The organism is Actibacterium naphthalenivorans (assembly GCF_014196965.1).
GTDB lineage: Bacteria > Pseudomonadota > Alphaproteobacteria > Rhodobacterales > Rhodobacteraceae > Actibacterium_A > Actibacterium_A naphthalenivorans.
On the sequence record NZ_JACIEQ010000004.1, the window covers coordinates 141329 to 157815 of the forward strand.

Below are 16487 nucleotides of genomic sequence, written 5' to 3' on the forward strand. Positions count from 1 at the left end.
GGGCCCACAGCGCGGCCCGAGGGGGCCTTGCGGATAGCGGCGCGCCCCGTAACCGCGCGCGCAAATCCATCCGGGATCAGATCATTCGGGTGGCCGGTTCCTGGGAAGGCGCTAGTATCGGGGGCTGTCTACAGCAGTTCCTTGCGGTCGGTCAGCACCGCCACCACGCGGGCGATCGCGCGGTCGAGTTCGCGCCGGTCGATCACCGAAAGGCGCGGCTCGCGCCCCAGCGCGACCAGCCCGTGGACCGTGGCGAACAGGATGCGGGCGTTTTCAATATTGGTGCGGTCGGTGTTGACCGGCGAAAGCCGGGCCAGCGGGCCGGCGTAAAGCGCGATCAGCGGGGCCATCGCATCGTGAAACCCCGGCGTGTCTTCCCCCGGCGAAAGCCCGATGGAAAACAGCGTGCTCCAGCGCGGGGCCTCGGTTTCGGCATAGGCCAGATAGGCGTGGGACAGGGTAATCAGAACATCGGTGGGCGCCTCTTCCGCCAGCCCTTCGACGGCGCGGGCCATCTGCGCGGTCATATGCACCATGGTGCGGCGGTTCACCTCGACCGCGATATCGCCCAGATCACCAAAGACCGTATAGATCGCCCCCAGCGCGCAGCCCGCCTCCTGCGCCAGATCGCGGGCGCGCAGGGCGACGATGCCGCCACGGGCGATCTCGGCCTCGGCGATATCCAGAAGCCTGGCCCGCAGGGCATCGCGTTTCGGATTGGGGTTGCGGGCCATGGCTGCCTCCGTCCTGAACGTGGTTCAAGCGTGGCATGCAGTTTCCCATGCGTCAACGGTTGAGTTTTCCGGCGGCGGGGCCGGTCACGCAGCCTGTGAAATGATCCTGTTCAGAAGCTCTGCCAGCTCGGGGGCCGCGGTCAGCTGCGGGAAATGCCCGGTCGGCAGCGTGTGAACCGCCGCGCAGGCGGTTTCGGTGGCCATGGTCTTTTGCAGCGCGGGCGTGATGGTGCGATCCGATGCGCAGAGGATATAGGATTTGGGCACCGAGCCGACGCGCGCGGCGGTCAGATGCACCGGATCGGTCTGTGCCGCGTTGGACTGGGGCCCCAGATGGCGCAGGCCTTCGGCGCGCTGTGCGGGCGTGGCATCGTGAAACAGGTAATCCGCCGCAAGCTCGGGGGCCAGCCGGGTGGTGCCTTTCACCGGGCCGGGGATCACCGCCGCGCCGATGGTCGGACCCTCGCGCTTTTTCAGCGACAGCAGGCTGTCGCCGTCACGCGGCAGGAACGCGGCCAGATAGATCAGATGCGCCACGCGCTCCGGCATCGCCTCGGCCACCGCCGAGATGACCATGCCGGCCATGGAATGGCCGATCAGAACCGCGGGCGGCCCCTCTGGCAGCAGCGCGGCAACCGCGCGGGCGTAATCCGCCAGGCTCACGCTTTCGGGCGCGGTTGGATCGGCGCCGTGGCCGGGCAGGTCGGGCACTGCAACCTCATGCCCGCGCGCGGCCAGAAGCGGCCCCACCGCCCCCCAGCTTCGGGCGCAGCTCCAGGCGCCATGTACAAGGATCAGGCGCGCCATGTTTGCCTCGGTTGTCGGCTCATGCGCCTTGAAGTCATCGTTCGGCCCGGCAAAGTCAAGCCAAACCGCCCGTGCCCCTGTTGCGGCCAGGAGACAGGCCGGCGCATCCTTTGAAAATTCCGCATCAGCGCGCTTGCGCGGCAATCTGTGCAGGCGACAGTCGGGCGGTATCTGTAGAGAGTGACGGAAAACGGGGGGTGATGTGACAGGCGCGCATTCAACATCCGGGGAGGCTCGGGCCAGACCCGCCACGCCGCTGCGCGAAACCGCCCGGCTGGCGGCCTATTTCACCGAACAGAAATGGGCGGCGCTGCTGATGGTCGTGCTCGGCCTTGGCGCCGCGCTGGCCGAGACGCTGGGCATCGGTCTGGCGGTCATGCTGCTGTTCGCGCTGCTGGATCAGAGCGCCCAGATCATGGAGGGCGGCGGCCTTCTGGCGCGGCTTTACGGCGCGATCCAGAACGTTTTCGGCGCGTCGGCCTCGCTGATCGCCGTGGTGTTCTTCATGCTGATCCTGTTCAACGCCCTGCTGATCTATGCCTATCAGCTCATGGCCGCGACCATGCTGAACCTCGTGGCCGAGCGCTTGCGCGACATGGTGCACCGGCAATATGTGACGGTGGGCTACCGGTTCCTGCAGCAGCGTGAACATGGCGAGCTGATCCATACGCTGGCGACGGAAACATGGACGGTGTCAGGCGCGTTTTTCTCGATCGCGCGGATCGTGGTGAACATGTGCGCCGTTCTGGTGTTCGGGCTGGGCATTTTCGCCCTGTCATGGGTGGTGGGGCTGACGGCGCTGGTCTGCGCCGTGGCGGTGTTCGCGCTGCTGCGGCTGCTGGCGCGCCCGGTCCGGCGGCTGGGCCAGGAAACGCTGGAGGCCAACCAGATCCTGGCGGAGCGGATGCTGGTCAGCCTGACCGGGATGCGCACCTTGCGGGTATTCGCGCAGGAGAGCTATGTGCTGCGGGTGTTCGGCAGCGCGTCGTCGCGAGTGCGCCGGCTGGCGGTGCGGACAGAGCGGATCAAGGCTCTGATCGGCCCGCTGGGCGAGCTGGGCAGCATTTCCACCCTGATCATCATCGCGCTGGTGGCCAAGGCGGCCGGGGTCGATGTGCCGACGATCGTGGCGGCGGTTCTGCTGCTGTTCCGGTTGCAGCCGCATCTGCAGGAGATCGAGACCCACCGCATGGCGCTGGCCGAGATGCAGGCCTCGTTGCGAAACGTGCGCGAGATGCTCGACCGCTCCGACAAGCCCTGGCCGACCGAGGGCACGCTGACCTTTCCGGGCCTGGCACGCGAGGTGCGGTTCGAGAATGTGAACTTCTTCCACGATCCGCGGCGCGGGCCCAGCCTGGGTGATGCGAGCTTCACGATCCGGCGGGGCGAGACGACGGCCCTGTCGGGGCCCAGCGGATCGGGCAAGACGACGGTCATGAACCTGTTGCTGCGGCTCTACGAGCCAGATTCAGGGCGGATACTGGTCGATGGCGCCGATCTGAACGATTTCACGCGGGCAAGCTGGCTGTCGCGGCTTGCGATTGCCGGGCAGGATGTGGAGCTGATCGAGGGCACGGTGGAGCAGAACATCCGCCTTGCCGCCCATGACGCGACCATCGAGGAGATCCGCGCGGTCTGCGAAATGGTCGAGATTCTGGATGATATCGAATGTCTGCCCGACGGGTTCGACGCGCGGATCGGTGCGGGCGGCCTGAACTTTTCGGGCGGGCAGCGGCAGCGGATCGGGCTGGCGCGGGCGCTGTTGCGCGACCCGGAATTCCTGATTCTGGATGAGGCGATGAGCGCGATCGAACCGGCGCGCGAAGACCGGATCCGCCGGCGCATCGCCGAAATGATGCGCGGGCGCACGATCCTTGTGGTCAGCCATCGCAGCACCCCGAGCATCGACGCCGATCACACGGTTTTCGTCGAGAACGGCCGCGCGCGAGAGGCGGCGCGCGCTTAGTGCACGTCTTCGATATCCACCACGCCAAGCCGGAACCGGCGCCGCAGATAATTGTAGAACCTCGGCGTCAGCAGGAAGATCACGAGGCGCCGGATACGCATGTTCACCCGGTCGGTCAGGGCAGTGGGGATATTCAGCAGCCGCCACAGGCGCGGCCTGTCGAAGCGGAACATCTCGGCCCGGAAGGCGCGCCACAGCCGGCGGCTGGTGAAGCCGTTCTTGATCATGTAGTCCTGCAACCATTCCAGAAAGACCGGGCGCATGGCCGCGTCGCCCGCCGACCCACCGGCCTGATGGCAGGCTGAATCCGGGTGCTGGCGGTAATAGTCGAGCACCTGATCGGTGGTGATCACCCGGTAATGAAGGGTCATCTTGAAGAAGAACACCTGATCTTCGTAAAGCGTGCGGAACGAAGCCTCGAACCCGCCGACCGCCAGCAGATCCTCGCGCCGGACAAGCAGGCTGCAGATACCTGGCACGTTGCCGCCGTGGTTTTCGAGAAAGCCGATGGCGACGATCGGCGGCTCCAGCACCTGGCCGACCGGCAGGCCCAGCTCCGTCTGGATGTCGGAGGCCAGCCAGGGACGGCGGCGCGGCAGGTTTTCGCTGTTCCAGTTCGACCATAGCAGCGTCGGCCCCATGACCATGGACACATCCGGGTGCTCCGCCAGGATGCGGGTATGCACCGCGAGCCGCTCCGGCAACCAGATATCGTCGGCATCGAGAAAGGCGATAAATTCGCCGCGCGCCAGATGCAGCCCGGCATTGCGCGAGGCGCTCATGCCGCGATTTTCGTGGCCCGGATGCTCGGTATAGATGATGCGGCCGGGGTGGGCGGCGGCATAGCGCTGCGCGATCGCGGTGGCGCCGTCGGTGGACCCGTCGTCGACCAGGATCAGTTCCCAGTCGGTCATGGTCTGCGACAGAACGCTTTCGATGGCCTCTGCCAGATAGGCCTCGCCATTGAGGAAGATGATGATGCCTGAAACCTTCGGCGCATCGCCGGGTGCGGTCGTTACGGAAGTCGTCTCACTCGTCATTTTGCTGTCCCGGAAGGTGGCGTTGGGTTGTCTCAGGGGCCCGTGAACTCTCTGAGCATGGCTTCGAACATGTCTCCGGGCCAGTTTTTCACATGGATGCGCGGGATCTGGAACGGGTCTGACCTGGTGGTCGCGATGTCTTCGTAGACGGTGCAGGCGCAGCGCAGACCGGCTGCCTGCGTGTGCTCCAGCACGTTGCGGTCATACTTGCCGAAGGGATAGGCAAAGCTGGTGACGGGCCGGCCCAGCCAGCCTTCCAGATCGGCGCGGCTCTGGGTGATTTCGCGGGCGGCCTGATCGGGCGGGATCATGTCCAGCGGCGGATGCCAGACCGTATGCGCCCCGATCTCGATCAGGTCACAGGCGGCGAGTTCGTCCAGCTCTGCCCGGTTCATGGGGTGATCGGCCGGATCGCCCAGCGGCGGCAGCCCGGCCCAGGCGGCCAGCGCGTCGATCGCGCGCATGCTGTCGTCATTGTCCGCCATCAGCAGCGCCCGCCACACCTCGGTAAAGGCCAGAAGCCGCGGATCGCGCGGGGGGCGGCGGGGCATCTTCCACGCGTCATAGGATTGCGCGGGCGCATCGGGGATGGCCCATTCCCGGCGCGCGCCGCCGATGTCGAGCGTCAGGGTCGGTGGCAGCGGGGCGCCCGTCAGGAAAATACGCACCAGCGCATCCCACCAGAACTCCCGCGCCGCGCCGATCGTGCCGGTGGCGACGAAGATGGTGGCAGGCACCCCGGCGGCCTTCAGCGCGGGCAGGCCGGCGGCCATATTGTCGAGATAGCCATCGTCGAAGGTGACGGCGACCGAGCGTTTGGGCGGGGCGGGGCCAGCCAGGGTATCGGCCAGGTCGGTGAAGGTCTTGCAGGCGCCGAATCGGCGCAGGACCTCGAGCTGTTGAGCGAAATTCTCGGGCGAGACCGACAGATCCCAGGGATCGGCGGAGGGTTCGGCGATACGGTGATAGAGCAGCACGATCCCATGCGGCGCGGTAGCGGCGCGCAGCCGTGTCGGAAACCGCCGCGCGCGGCGGGCCCGGGCAATCAGTAACGTCTTCAGGTCACCGGGTTTTCCGTGATCGGGCGGGTGTTTGCCTGAGGTGGCGTTGGCGTCCGTCATGCTCGAAATTCCTGCCGTGCCGGGGCGGCGTTCCATATGATTTGAGGGGCATAAGCCCCGACTGACAATGTTTTGACAGCTAATCTTGTTTCTTGAGAAAGATCAATGTGGTCAATAAATTACCAATGTAATCTACATGTATTAGGCGAATTGTTCTTCTTTACACAGGGTCCGATTCGCCATCCTGATTGCCTTGGGGCACTATCGTCTGTGATTGAAGGATGAGTTTTTCATGTTGGAGATCGACCGTAATTCCTGGTCTACCTCGCCGCGTACTGTCCTGATCACTGGCGTCGCCGGGTATATCGGCAGCCACACCGCGCTCGCCTTTCTGGATGCCGGGTGGCAGGTGATCGGCATAGACAACCTGTCGGTGGGAAAGCAGCGCGCGGTGCCGCAGGGGTTGGATTTCATTCAGATCGACTGCACCGATCCCGCATTGCCGCTGATCATGCGGCAGATGAACATAGATGCCGCCGTGCATTTCGCCGGGCTGATCAGGGTGGATGAATCGGTTCAGAAGCCGGTTGAATATTATCAGGCAAACCTTTGTAATGCTGGTACATTCTTTAAATCCGCCTTGGCCATGGGCATAAAGGCGGTGGTGTTTTCCTCGACTGCGGCGGTTTACGGCGATACCGGTTCCGCGCCGGTGGTGGAGAACACGCCGACGCTGCCGATGTCGCCCTACGGGCGGTCGAAACTGGCCGCCGAATGGGTGTTGCGGGATCTTTGCGCGGCGTCGGATCTGCGGCATGTCATTTTCCGTTATTTCAACGTCGCGGGCGCCGATCCCTGCGGGCGGGCGGGGCCGCGCAAGGACGCCTCGCATCTGATAAAGGCCGTGTCGGAGGCGGCCGTCGGGCGACGCACCAGCCTCGTGATCAACGGCGAGGATTACGACACACCCGACGGCACCTGCGTGCGCGACTACATCCATGTGTCGGATCTGGCCGATGCCCATGTCGCCGCGGTGACCCATCTTCTGCATGGCGGGCAGAGCATGACGCTGAACTGCGGCTACGGGCGCGGGTTTTCGGTGCGGGATGTGATCGACCGCGCGTTGCCGCTGGCCGATCGACCGTTCGACGTTGCCGTTGGCCCGCGCCGGCCCGGCGACTCTCCGAGTGTGGTCGCGGATGTTCAGGCGTTGTGGAAGGCGTTACGCTGGACACCACGGTTCGATGATCTCGGCTTGATCCTCAAAACCGCGATCGACTGGGACCGGGCGACGCTTCTGTCGGAGCCGGAGGCTGCGGAAACCGCCGGGCAGCAGGCCTGAGGCTCTGACGGGGGCGGGCAGCATGGATTGTACAACGTGACGCGTGTCACTGTGATCATCCCGGCATATAATGCCCGGGCGACGCTGGGCCGGACATTGCAGAGCGTGTTTGATCAGACCCACCGCAACCTAGAGATCTTCGTCGTCGATGACGGGTCTACCGACAGCACGCCCCTGCTGGCCGAAAGGGCGGCCTGCCGCGACAAGCGCGTCATCGTGCTGCGCCAGCAGAACGCGGGCGTGGCGGCGGCGCGGAACCTGGCCCTGGCGCAGGCGTCGGGCGAATATACCGCCTGGCTGGATGCCGACGATCTGTGGCACCCGACCAAGATCGAAAAGCAGCTCGCGGTATTCGCGAATGCGCCCGAGCCGCCAAGCTTTGTCTACACCGGCTATCGGCTGATCGACACGGACGACCGGATCCTGCCCAATTTCCGCACCCTGACGGATGTGTCCGGCCATACGCTCTGCCGCCAGATCGCGACCAATTTCTTCAGCAATGTCAGCAGCATCATGATCCCGACAGAGCTTGCGCGGCGGTTTGGCGGGCATGATCCGCGGCTGCGCGGCTGGGGGATCGAAGGGGCGGAGGATCTGTTGTTGCAGCTTCAGCTTTCCACCATCGGCCCGGCCGGCTGCTGCCCCGAGGCGCTGGTGGGTTACCGGATGCATCCGCATAACATGTCGCTGGGCCACAAGCGGGCGGCACGCTCGAACCTGCGGGCGCTGGACCTGATCGAAGAGATGGACCCCGATGTGCCGGGCTGGGTGTTCCGGCTGGGGCGGGCGCGGACGGTCGGCTATGTGCTGCACATGCTGCATGGTGGCGATGTGGCGGGCGCGCGGGCGCTGTTGTGGTGCGTATTGAAGCGGCAGCCGCTCTACACGCTGCTGACGCTGGCGCTGATCGCCCGGTGGAAGCTGTGCGCGGCGCTTGGCATCGGCCCGCAGCGCGATCCGGAGGTCGGCACCGATTTCCTGCAGGCCGATCCGGTGCGCGCGCCGTGGCATGGCCATATGCTGCTGACATCGTGGCACCGGCGCAGGCTCGACGCCGCCGATGCGGCGCGGCGCGAGGCGATCCCTCAGCCGGCCACCGGCACCTGTTCGCGCCGCCAGAAGGGCATATAGGCCAGCAGCACAACAAGCATCATCGGCAGCAGAAAGATCACCCGCGCCCCATAGCGCTCCGCCGGTTGGGAAATGCCGCCGCAGACCAGCGCATTGGCCAGCACCCCCAGCAGAACCATCGCCACGAAACCGCGTATCCGCGCCGGTGGCCCGGCGTGGGGCATCACCATCAGGGCCAGAACCAGAACCGCGCTGAGGCGATAGAGGATGCGGTGCCACGCCTCGACCTCGTCCAGCCAGGGCGGCACCTGTGTCAGGCGCGACTGCCACAGGACCTGCGGCAACTCGTCGGTCATCGCGGCCATAAGCTCCAGCGTGTTGTCGATCGGCAGGGTCATGACGATGCTGACGGTTTCAAGCTGTTCGACCATATTGCCCAGAACCGCCAGCGCCACACCCACCGGATGGGTCCGGATCACATCAGAGACGAAGGCGGATTGTTCATAGGCGATGCGCTTTTGCGTCTCGCCGTCCAGCAGCGCGAAAGAACCCAGTTCGTCGGATTTGCCGAACATGATCTGGCTGGCGTCGATCCGTTCCGGGTGATCCTCGAGCGTGGCGTAGAGATCGCATGTGGCCAGCGTGTCGGACGGGCAGACATCGGCCAGCCTGTCCATCCCCGGGCCGTCGACGATGAAGCGCACGGTCAGGAACGGCTGATACACCACCTCGGCATGCTGAACGGTTTCGACAACCGTCTTGAACGCGGCGCGCTCGGCCAGACCGGCCACCGCGACGAGGCCGACAAGGGCGATGCCCAGCCATCCGCGCCGGGGCCGGATGGCCAGCGCCACGAGGATCGCGGCAGGCACTGCCAGCCCCGCGATCAGAAGGTGCGACGGGTGGGTGGTGACGGCCCAGGCGGCCAGCAAAACGCTCAGCAGCATTTCCCACCACCGCATGACCCCGGCAAAGAGGGTCAGCGCCGAGAGGCACAGGATCATGATCGGGGTGAAGATGTCGGGCATCAGATAGACGGTGTAGAAAGCGGCGGAGCCAAGGCAGGCGGCGCCGATGGCAAGGGCGGTGGCCGGCGCGGTTTTTGGCACGGTTTGCGGGGCCCCGGGCGCTGTGCGGGACGCCACGCGGAACGTCAGAAACACGGCCAGGACCAGCAGCGCCGATTGCAGCACAGGGGCCGCGCCCGCGCCAAGCGCGCGGGTGGCAAGCGTCAGGAACAGCGCGTAGGTGGCCGAGCGGCTGCCGGTGACGACATCGTCGTTCTGCCCCGAGCCGGACGCGCCCCCGCCCTCGGCGCCGGCCGTGTCACGCCGAAAATCCAGCCCCAGCGCATCGGCCGAGGCCGCGCCCTGGGCGAAATAGGCGCCCGTGTCCACATAGGCCAGCGGCGCGCGGTTCACCGCCCACATCACAAGGCAGGCGGCCAGCGCGGCCGCGTACCACAAGCTATTGTAAAGCCGGGGTGAAATTGCGTTTCTCATGGTGTCTCCGGCCCGGCTGAAATATGATTACGGGTGGTGTTTCGCGGCAATGAGGAAACGCTACAGGCCCGCAGGGGCTTCGCCAAGGGGGCAGATCCGCCCCGGCCGGTTCTCAGGGCAGCAGCGCCAGCCAGACCCAGACGGTGAAGATGGATGACAGCGTGCCGACAAGCACCGCAGAGGCCGCGACCCGCCGCGCCGCGCCGTACATGTTGGCGAAGAGATAGGCATTCACGCCCGGCGCCATCGCCGCCGTCAGGATGGCAGAGCGAAACTGCCCCGTGGGCAGCGACAGCGCGGTGCCCATGAGCCAGACGACGGCCGGATGTAGCACGAGAGACACCGCACAGACAAAGGCGATGGTTTTCAGATCCCCCTCGGGGCGATAGCGGAACAGCACGCCGCCAAGGCCGAACAGGGCAGCGGGCAGGGCGGCGCGGATCATCAAGTCAATCGCGTCTTTCAGAACGCCGGGCACAGGCAGCCCGGTGAGGTTCACCGTAAAGCCAAGGACGATTCCGATGACCAGTGCATTTGAAAATATCGCCTTCAGCACCGAGCCCGCAGTGCCGGCAAGCCCGCGCCCGGTGCCACGGTTGCGCACGATCTCCATCACCGTGATGCCCAGAGTATAGCAGAACGGCGAATGTATCGCGATGATCGCATAGTTGGGTTCCAGCGCGTCGGGGCCATAGGCGCGCTCGGTGATCGGCAGGCCCAGCAGCAGCGAGTTGGAGAACAGCCCGACAAAGCCGATGGCGACGCTGTCTTCCCAGCTGCGCTTGAACAGATAGCGCGCGCCGAGCAGCCCGGCGAGAAAACCGGTGCTCGCCCCGGTGTAGAAGCTGAGCAGCAGGCGGATATCGAAGTGCTGATCCAGATCGAGGGTCGAGATCGCGCGGAACAGCAGGCAGGGGATGGCGAAGTTCTGGGCGAATCTCATCAGCCCGTCCACGCCTTCATCGGTTATCATGCCGCGCCATGCGGCGGCATAGCCGAACCCGAGGACCAGGAAAACCGGAAGGATGACCTGGATCAGCGCTTCCATCGGCTAAAGATCAAAGCTGATGGTCAGCCCGTCATACGCCGGGGTGACGTGTTCGGGCGTTTCGGCCGCGACCTTTTCGTAATCCAGATCGATATGCATGTTGGTCAGCACCGCCCGGCGCGGGGCCGTGCGCGCGATCCACTCCAGCGCCTTGTCCAGATGCAGATGCGTGGGGTGGGGCGTGCGGCGCAGTGCGTCGAGGATGAGCAGGTCCAGCCCTTCCAGCGCGGGCCAGCCTTCGGGGTACATCTCGGCCACGTCGGGCACATAGGCGACATCCAGCACCCGGAAGCCAAGCGCGTCGGTCGTGCCGTGGTTGACGCGGAACGGGGTCAGGGTGATCGTGCCGCCGGCGCCGGTGATCACGACGTCGCCCCGGACCGTGTGCATTTCAAGGATGGCGGGATAGGGAGAGCCTTCGGGCTGGGTGAAGGCATAGCCGAAGCGGGAATAAAGCGCGTCCTGGGTGGGGCCGTCGGCCCAGACCGGCAGCCGCGCCCCGGTGTTGAAGACGATCTGGCGCAGATCGTCCAGCCCGTGCACGTGATCGGCATGGGCATGGGTATAGACGACGGCGTCCAGCTCTCCGATCCCGGCGTTCAGAAGCTGGGTGCGCATGTCGGGTGTGGTGTCGATCAGCACGCGGGTGACGGCGCCCTCATCCTCGCGCTCGACCAGAAGCGAGCAGCGCAGGCGCTGGTTCTTCGGGTTGTCCGGGTCGCAATCGCCCCAGTGCCCGCCCAGCCGTGGCACCCCGCCGGAAGAGCCGCAGCCCAGAATGGTGAAATGCATCCGCGCCATCAGACGTCTTCCTCCCATGCGGCGGCCTTGCGGAACAGCCGGTCAAAGTTGGTCTGGGTCTGGGCGGCGAAATCGGCATAGTCCATGTCGAACAGCTGCGCCCCGACATGGGCGGTGTGGCGGGTATAGGCAGGCTCGTTGCGTTTGCCCCGATGCGGCGGCGGGGCAAGATAGGGCGCATCGGTTTCCACCAGAATGCGGCTGACCGGGGCGGCGGCGAAAATGTCGCGCAGCTCTGCCGATTTGGGAAAGGCGGAGATGCCGGACATCGACAGGTAGAACCCCAGATCAAGCGCCGCCTGCGCCAGCTCGGCGCTCGACGAAAAGCAGTGCATGACGCAGGAATAGGCGCCGGCGCTGTGTTCTTCGGCCAGAATGCGGGCCATGTCCTTGTCGGCGGCGCGGGCGTGGATGATCAGGGGCAGGCCGGTCTGGCGCGCGGCCTCGATATGCACGCGCAGGCTTTGCTTCTGCGCATCGGCGCTTTCGGCGCTGTAGTGGTAATCCAGCCCGGTTTCGCCGATACCCACGAATTTCGGGTGGCGGGCCAGCGTGATCAGTTCCTCGACCGTGGCCATCGGCTCTTCCGCCGCGCTCATGGGATGGGTGCCGGCGGCGAAGAAGACAGGCGCGTGGGCCTCGGCGATGGCGCGGACCTGCGGTTCAAGCCGCAGCTTGGTGCAGATCGTCACCATCCGCGTCACCCCGGCGGCCAGCGCCCGGTCGATGACCTGTGGCAGTTCGTCGGCGAAATCGGGAAAGTCCAGATGGCAATGGCTGTCGGTAATCTCTGGGGTGCTGGTCATGCGCTCGCCTGCCGGGCGGCAAGGGTTGCCGCCGTATCGTCAATCCTCAGAACCGTATCAAGGATCAGCGCGGCGGGGTCAAGGTTCACCGCGCGGCCATGGCGCGCGCGCGTGCCCAGCGTTTCGGCGGTTTCGGCCCAGACCCGCGCGGCATGGGCATCGGGGCAGAGCCGCGCCATCATCTCGGCCTCGCCCGGCGCGGCCTGTTGCGCCGGCGGGCCGGTGACGCCGCTGCGCGCCAGCCGCGACAGGAACAGATCGAACAGGCGCAGCATCAGATCGAACCGGGCCGCGCTGGCCTTGCCGGCGGCGCTGTCGGCCAGCTTCAGGGCGCGGGGCCGGTCGAGCCGGGGCAGGGTGGCAAAGAGCGCCACGATCTCGGAATAAAGCGCCAGCCCGTCCAGGTTGGTCAGCCGGATCGCCTCGCCCACCGAGCCTCCGGAAAGGGCGGCCAGCGTCCCCGCGTCGTTCACCTGCGCCCCGGCGGCCAGAAGCGCCTCGGCCATATCGTCGGCGCCCAGCGTGGCAAGCCGCAGCTCGCGGCAGCGCGAGCGGATGGTGGGCAACAGGCGCGAGGGCTGATGCGAGATCAGCAGAAGCGTGGCCTTTTCGGGCGGCTCCTCGAGCAGTTTCAGCAGCGCGTTGGCGGCGTTCACATTCATCTCGTCGGCCGCGTCCACGATCACCACGCGCCGGCCACCGTCGGAGGCAGAGAGCGAAAAGAACCCCTTCAGCCGGCGCAGCTCATCGACGGTGATGACGGTTTTCAGGCCCTTTTTCTTGTCGTCCCACGCGCGGCGCAGCAGGAAAAGGCCGGGGGCCGACATCGCCGCCACCTGGCGGGCGACCGGATGATCCGGTGCGATGTCGAGCGTGCCGGGCGGCGGCGGCGCGCCGAAAAGCCCGCCGTCCTCCTCTGCCGGCCGGGCCAGCAGGAACCGCGCGATGCGCCAGGCCAGCGTCGCCTTGCCCACCCCGCGCGGGCCGGTGATCAGCCAGCCGTGATGCATGCGCCCGGTGTTGAATGCTTCCAGAAACCCGGCCTCGGCGGCGCTCTGCCCCAGCAGGGCCAGCGTTTCGCGCGGATGCGGCGCACCCTCGACGCGGTCGGCTTCGGGGATGTCGTCGCTCATCCCAGGCGCCCGTCGGCAAGCCGCGCGACATCGGCGGCCACTGCGTCAATGCCCCGGTTGCCATCCACGACGACACAGCGATCCGCGAATTCCCGGGCCAGATCCAGAAACCCGGCGCGCATCTTTTGCTGCAGCGCCTCGCCGAAATCCTCGAACCGTTCCTCGGCGCCGTTGCGCCCCTTGGCGCGGGCCAGGCCAAGCGCGGGGTCCATGTCGATGATGAAGGTCAGGTCGGGCTCGCGCCCGATCATCAGCGCGTGAAGCTGATCGACCACCCCGCGCAGATCGCCGCGGGTGATGCCCTGATAGAGCCGGGTGGAATCCGCGAAACGGTCGCAGATGACGGCCTTGCCGGCGGCCAGCGCCGGGGCGATTGTCTTTTCCAGATGGTCGCGGCGGGCCGCTGTGAACAGCAATATCTCGGTTTCCGCCGACCACCGGTCGGGGTCGCCTTCCAGCACCAGACGGCGGATCTCCTCGGCGCCCGGAGAGCCGCCCGGCTCCCGCGTCAGAACCACGTCGCGACCGATGGCGCGCAGATGGTCGGCCAGCCGCCGCGCCTGGGTGGATTTGCCGGACCCGTCGATACCCTCGAAGGTGATGAACACGCCCTGCGCCGCCATGCTCAGAGGCCTTGCGCCTCTGCCGTCATCTTGCGGAACAGTACCTGCGCGGCGGTGCGCAGACGGGGCAGGAAACCGCCCCTGGCCACGGCTGTCGCGGCCACCAGCGGCACGCGCACCTCCTCCATGTCGGGCAGGTTGATGACCAGTTCGCCGATCTCCTGGCCCGCCGCGATCGGCGCTTCGATCGGGGTTTCGAAGGCGATTTCGGCGTTGATCCCGCCCTGAAGCACGGCGGGCACGACCAGTTCTATATCGTCGGCGGCCACAAGGCCGACACGCGGCGCGGCCCCCAGCCAGACCCGCGCCTCGGCCAGGCGGGTGCCTTTTTCGACCACGGTTTTCTGCACGAACTGCCGGAATGCCCAGTTGATCAGCCGCTCGGCCTCTTGCGCGCGCTCGGCTTCGGAATTGAGCCCGGATATCACCACGATCACCCGGCGCGGCCCCTGCTGGGCAGAGCCGACAAGGCCATATCCGGCCTCCTGGGTGTGGCCGGTCTTCATGCCATCGGCGCCGATGCCCATTTTCAAAAGCGGGTTGCGGTTGAACCGGTTCTGCGGCGCGCGGCCGTCAAATTCATATTCCGCCTCGCCGAAGAAACCGTAATATTCGGGGAATTCGGTGATCAGCCGGTTCGCCAGAATGGCCAGGTCCTTCATGCTCATCCGGTGGCCGGGGTTGGGCCAGCCCGAGGCATTGGCGAAGGTTGAGTTTTCCATCCCCAGCGCGCGGGCGCGTTCGTTCATCAGCCGGGCGAACCCGTCTTCGGTTCCGGCCAGCCCCTCGGCCACCACCACGCAGGCGTCATTGCCCGATTGCACGATGATGCCCCGAATGAGGTCGCGCACGGTCGGGCGGTCACGGTCGTTCAGGAACATGGTCGAGCCGCCCATGTTCATGGCGTTCGTCGACACGGAAAACTGCGTGTCCATCGTCACCCGCCCGTCGCGCAGCGCTTCGAACAGCATGTTCAGCGTCATCAGCTTGGACATCGACGCCGGCGGCAGCGGCGTTTCGGCATTCTTGCTCAGCAGCACCGTGCCGGTGGTCTGGTCCAGCACATAGGCCGCGGTTGCGCGCGTTTCGAACGAGGCGCGCGCGGCAGAGGCAAGGGGCAGGGCGGCCAGCAAGGCCAGAAGCGTGATGTATATGCGTCGCATCGGTTCGTCCGCTATGGTGTCAGAGGCTTTAGTTGGTCACGAAATACGCGTCCGTAAAGCCAAGCTCTTTTACGTTTTTCAAAAGCGCCGCGCGCTCGGCGCTGGTGCCGACAGGGCCGATGAGGACGCGCCAGAAGGTCTTGCCGCTGCTTTCCTGCATCAGCACCGTGGGCACGATCCCGCTGTCACGCAACAGGTTGCCGGTGCCGGTGGCGTTTTCCTCGACCCCGAAGATGCCGATCTGGATGAAGGGTTTTTCCAGCGCCGAGGGTTTCGGGGCAGCGGCCGCTATCGGAGGCTCGGGCGCGATATCGGCCGCGGGCGCCCCGGTTTCAGCCTCGTCCAGCGCGGCGGCAGCCGCCGCCAGCGGGGCCAGCGGTTCGGCTTCGATGGGTTCGGGGGCGTCAAGCGCGGCCGTCGGTTCGGGGGCGGGCGGGTTCAGCGGCACCTCTTCCTTGCGCAGCGCGGTCACGTTCAGCAATGTCGGCTGCCCGGCCAGCATTCCCAGCGCCGAAGCCGCATCGGAAGAGATCATCAGCTTCGGCCCGGGATTTTCCCGTTCGCGCCGGAACAGCGCGCCGATCACGAATTTGCCGTTGGTTTCATTGCGGATGATCACCCGCTCCGGGTCGGTGACGCCGGGATAGGCCACCCAGATGCCGCCCAGCGAGGGGCGCCCGTCCCACAGGCCGTTTTCATTGGCCTGAAACACATCGGGTGCCTCGACATCGCGCTCGACCAGCCTAGTGGCGGTGGATGCCGTCGGGGTGTCGCCGGATTTGCCCGAGGGCGGGAACAGCCCGCCTTCTTCGCATCCGGCCAGCGCGACGGCCACGCATAGTGAAAGCGAAACCTTAAACAAACCCTTGGAAATCATGCCTTGCCCCTGTTCGCGCACGACCGCTCCGCCGCGCCTGCGGCCTGTTCGTCCGACCGCCTGTCTGCCCGTTGACGCGTTGCTGTTATTTTGCGCCGTGCCACATCATAACGTCACCGGCGCTTCAAGGAAAGGGCGGGGCGGGGCGGCGGCGGCAAAAAACGGCCATTCTGCGGGCTTTCAGAATCGCACGGGCCGGGCTAAGCCGGGATGCCGTCGGAGGGGTGGCAGAGTGGTCGAATGCGGCGGTCTTGAAAACCGTTGAAGGTTTGCGCCTTCCGGGGGTTCGAATCCCCCTCCCTCCGCCACATCCGATTATCGTCAGCAGTGTGCGATCCGCCCTTCGCGGTCGATTGAGTGCTGGGATGCGGCAAGGTCCGGCATCGCGGCTCTTGCCCCCTGTGCAGGGAAATGTCCGCCGCGCGGGACTCTCGGGCGTGCGTCGCCTTCACCGCCCGGAGTGGGGCCTGCCCCCGCCGTGCCAGGGCGCCAGGCAGGCGTTCGTCAGACATG

15 protein-coding genes and 1 tRNA gene are annotated in these 16487 nt (G+C 66.2%); 4 read left to right on the forward strand and 12 right to left on the reverse strand.

The genetic code is table 11. The annotated features are described in order from the left end of the window. Positions 1–128: 128 nt before the first annotated feature. Together GGR17_RS14440 and GGR17_RS14445 are read right to left on the reverse strand one after the other, a co-directional pair. Positions 129–734: a TetR/AcrR family transcriptional regulator gene (locus GGR17_RS14440; RefSeq protein WP_054539284.1), complete on the reverse strand. Its 606-nt coding sequence runs from the start codon at positions 732–734 to the stop codon at positions 129–131. A gap of 84 nt (positions 735–818) precedes the next feature. After that, complete coding sequence (locus GGR17_RS14445) at positions 819–1541, reverse strand: alpha/beta fold hydrolase (protein WP_157445576.1); 723 nt, start codon at positions 1539–1541, stop codon at positions 819–821. 202 nt (positions 1542–1743) lie between these two features. Between GGR17_RS14445 and GGR17_RS14450 the strand changes: the two genes are divergently transcribed. After that, positions 1744–3507 carry an ABC transporter ATP-binding protein gene (locus tag GGR17_RS14450; RefSeq protein ID WP_054539282.1) on the forward strand — a complete coding sequence of 588 codons (1764 nt, stop codon included), beginning with the start codon at positions 1744–1746 and terminating at the stop codon, positions 3505–3507. Here GGR17_RS14450 and GGR17_RS14455 read toward each other — a convergent pair. Both GGR17_RS14455 and GGR17_RS14460 read right to left on the reverse strand, forming a co-directional pair. Continuing rightward, on the reverse strand, positions 3504–4547 hold the full coding sequence (locus GGR17_RS14455; RefSeq protein ID WP_054539281.1) for a glycosyltransferase family 2 protein: 1044 nt from the start codon (positions 4545–4547) through the stop codon (positions 3504–3506). The genes GGR17_RS14450 and GGR17_RS14455 overlap by 4 nt on opposite strands. 32 nt (positions 4548–4579) lie before the next feature. Next, positions 4580–5668: a polysaccharide deacetylase family protein gene (locus tag GGR17_RS14460; RefSeq protein ID WP_054539280.1), complete on the reverse strand. Its 1089-nt coding sequence runs from the start codon at positions 5666–5668 to the stop codon at positions 4580–4582. A gap of 232 nt (positions 5669–5900) precedes the next feature. On the opposite strand from GGR17_RS14460, the gene galE reads away from it, so the two are divergent. Both galE and GGR17_RS14470 read left to right on the forward strand, forming a co-directional pair. After that, positions 5901–6950 (forward strand): UDP-glucose 4-epimerase GalE, encoded by a 1050-nt coding sequence (gene galE, locus GGR17_RS14465; RefSeq protein ID WP_054539279.1) that lies wholly within the window; start codon positions 5901–5903, stop codon positions 6948–6950. Positions 6951–6986: 36 nt separating this feature from the next. Continuing rightward, positions 6987–8081, forward strand: a complete 1095-nt coding sequence (locus tag GGR17_RS14470) for a glycosyltransferase family 2 protein (RefSeq protein WP_162231823.1) — start codon at positions 6987–6989, stop codon at positions 8079–8081. Here the strand turns inward: GGR17_RS14470 and GGR17_RS14475 are convergent. The 8 genes from GGR17_RS14475 to GGR17_RS14510 all read right to left on the reverse strand — a co-directional run bounded on the left by GGR17_RS14475 (position 8036) and on the right by GGR17_RS14510 (position 15974). Further along, on the reverse strand, positions 8036–9523 hold the full coding sequence (locus tag GGR17_RS14475; RefSeq protein WP_157445575.1) for a hypothetical protein: 1488 nt from the start codon (positions 9521–9523) through the stop codon (positions 8036–8038). The genes GGR17_RS14470 and GGR17_RS14475 overlap by 46 nt on opposite strands. A gap of 112 nt (positions 9524–9635) precedes the next feature. Then, the gene (locus GGR17_RS14480) at positions 9636–10571 is read right to left on the reverse strand and encodes an AEC family transporter (RefSeq protein ID WP_054539276.1); all 936 of its coding nucleotides are present in this window, start codon (positions 10569–10571) and stop codon (positions 9636–9638) included. Positions 10572–10574: 3 nt separating this feature from the next. After that, positions 10575–11372, reverse strand: a complete 798-nt coding sequence (locus GGR17_RS14485; protein ID WP_054539275.1) for an MBL fold metallo-hydrolase — start codon at positions 11370–11372, stop codon at positions 10575–10577. After that, positions 11372–12178, reverse strand: a complete 807-nt coding sequence (locus GGR17_RS14490) for a TatD family hydrolase (RefSeq protein WP_054539274.1) — start codon at positions 12176–12178, stop codon at positions 11372–11374. Before GGR17_RS14490 ends, GGR17_RS14485 begins: the two co-directional genes overlap by 1 nt. Further along, positions 12175–13311, reverse strand: coding sequence for a DNA polymerase III subunit delta' (locus GGR17_RS14495; RefSeq protein WP_054539273.1), 1137 nt, complete (start codon positions 13309–13311; stop codon positions 12175–12177). Before GGR17_RS14495 ends, GGR17_RS14490 begins: the two co-directional genes overlap by 4 nt. Continuing rightward, positions 13308–13934, reverse strand: a complete 627-nt coding sequence (tmk, locus tag GGR17_RS14500) for a dTMP kinase (RefSeq protein WP_054539272.1) — start codon at positions 13932–13934, stop codon at positions 13308–13310. Before tmk ends, GGR17_RS14495 begins: the two co-directional genes overlap by 4 nt. Positions 13935–13936: 2 nt before the next feature. Beyond that, positions 13937–15097 (reverse strand): D-alanyl-D-alanine carboxypeptidase family protein, encoded by a 1161-nt coding sequence (locus tag GGR17_RS14505; RefSeq protein ID WP_054539271.1) that lies wholly within the window; start codon positions 15095–15097, stop codon positions 13937–13939. A gap of 28 nt (positions 15098–15125) precedes the next feature. Further along, the gene (locus GGR17_RS14510) at positions 15126–15974 is read right to left on the reverse strand and encodes an SPOR domain-containing protein (protein ID WP_054539270.1); all 849 of its coding nucleotides are present in this window, start codon (positions 15972–15974) and stop codon (positions 15126–15128) included. Between the two features lie 218 nt (positions 15975–16192). Here GGR17_RS14510 and GGR17_RS14515 point away from each other — a divergent pair. Next, positions 16193–16282: transfer RNA gene (locus GGR17_RS14515), tRNA-Ser, on the forward strand. The last annotated feature ends 205 nt before the right edge of the window (positions 16283–16487 follow it).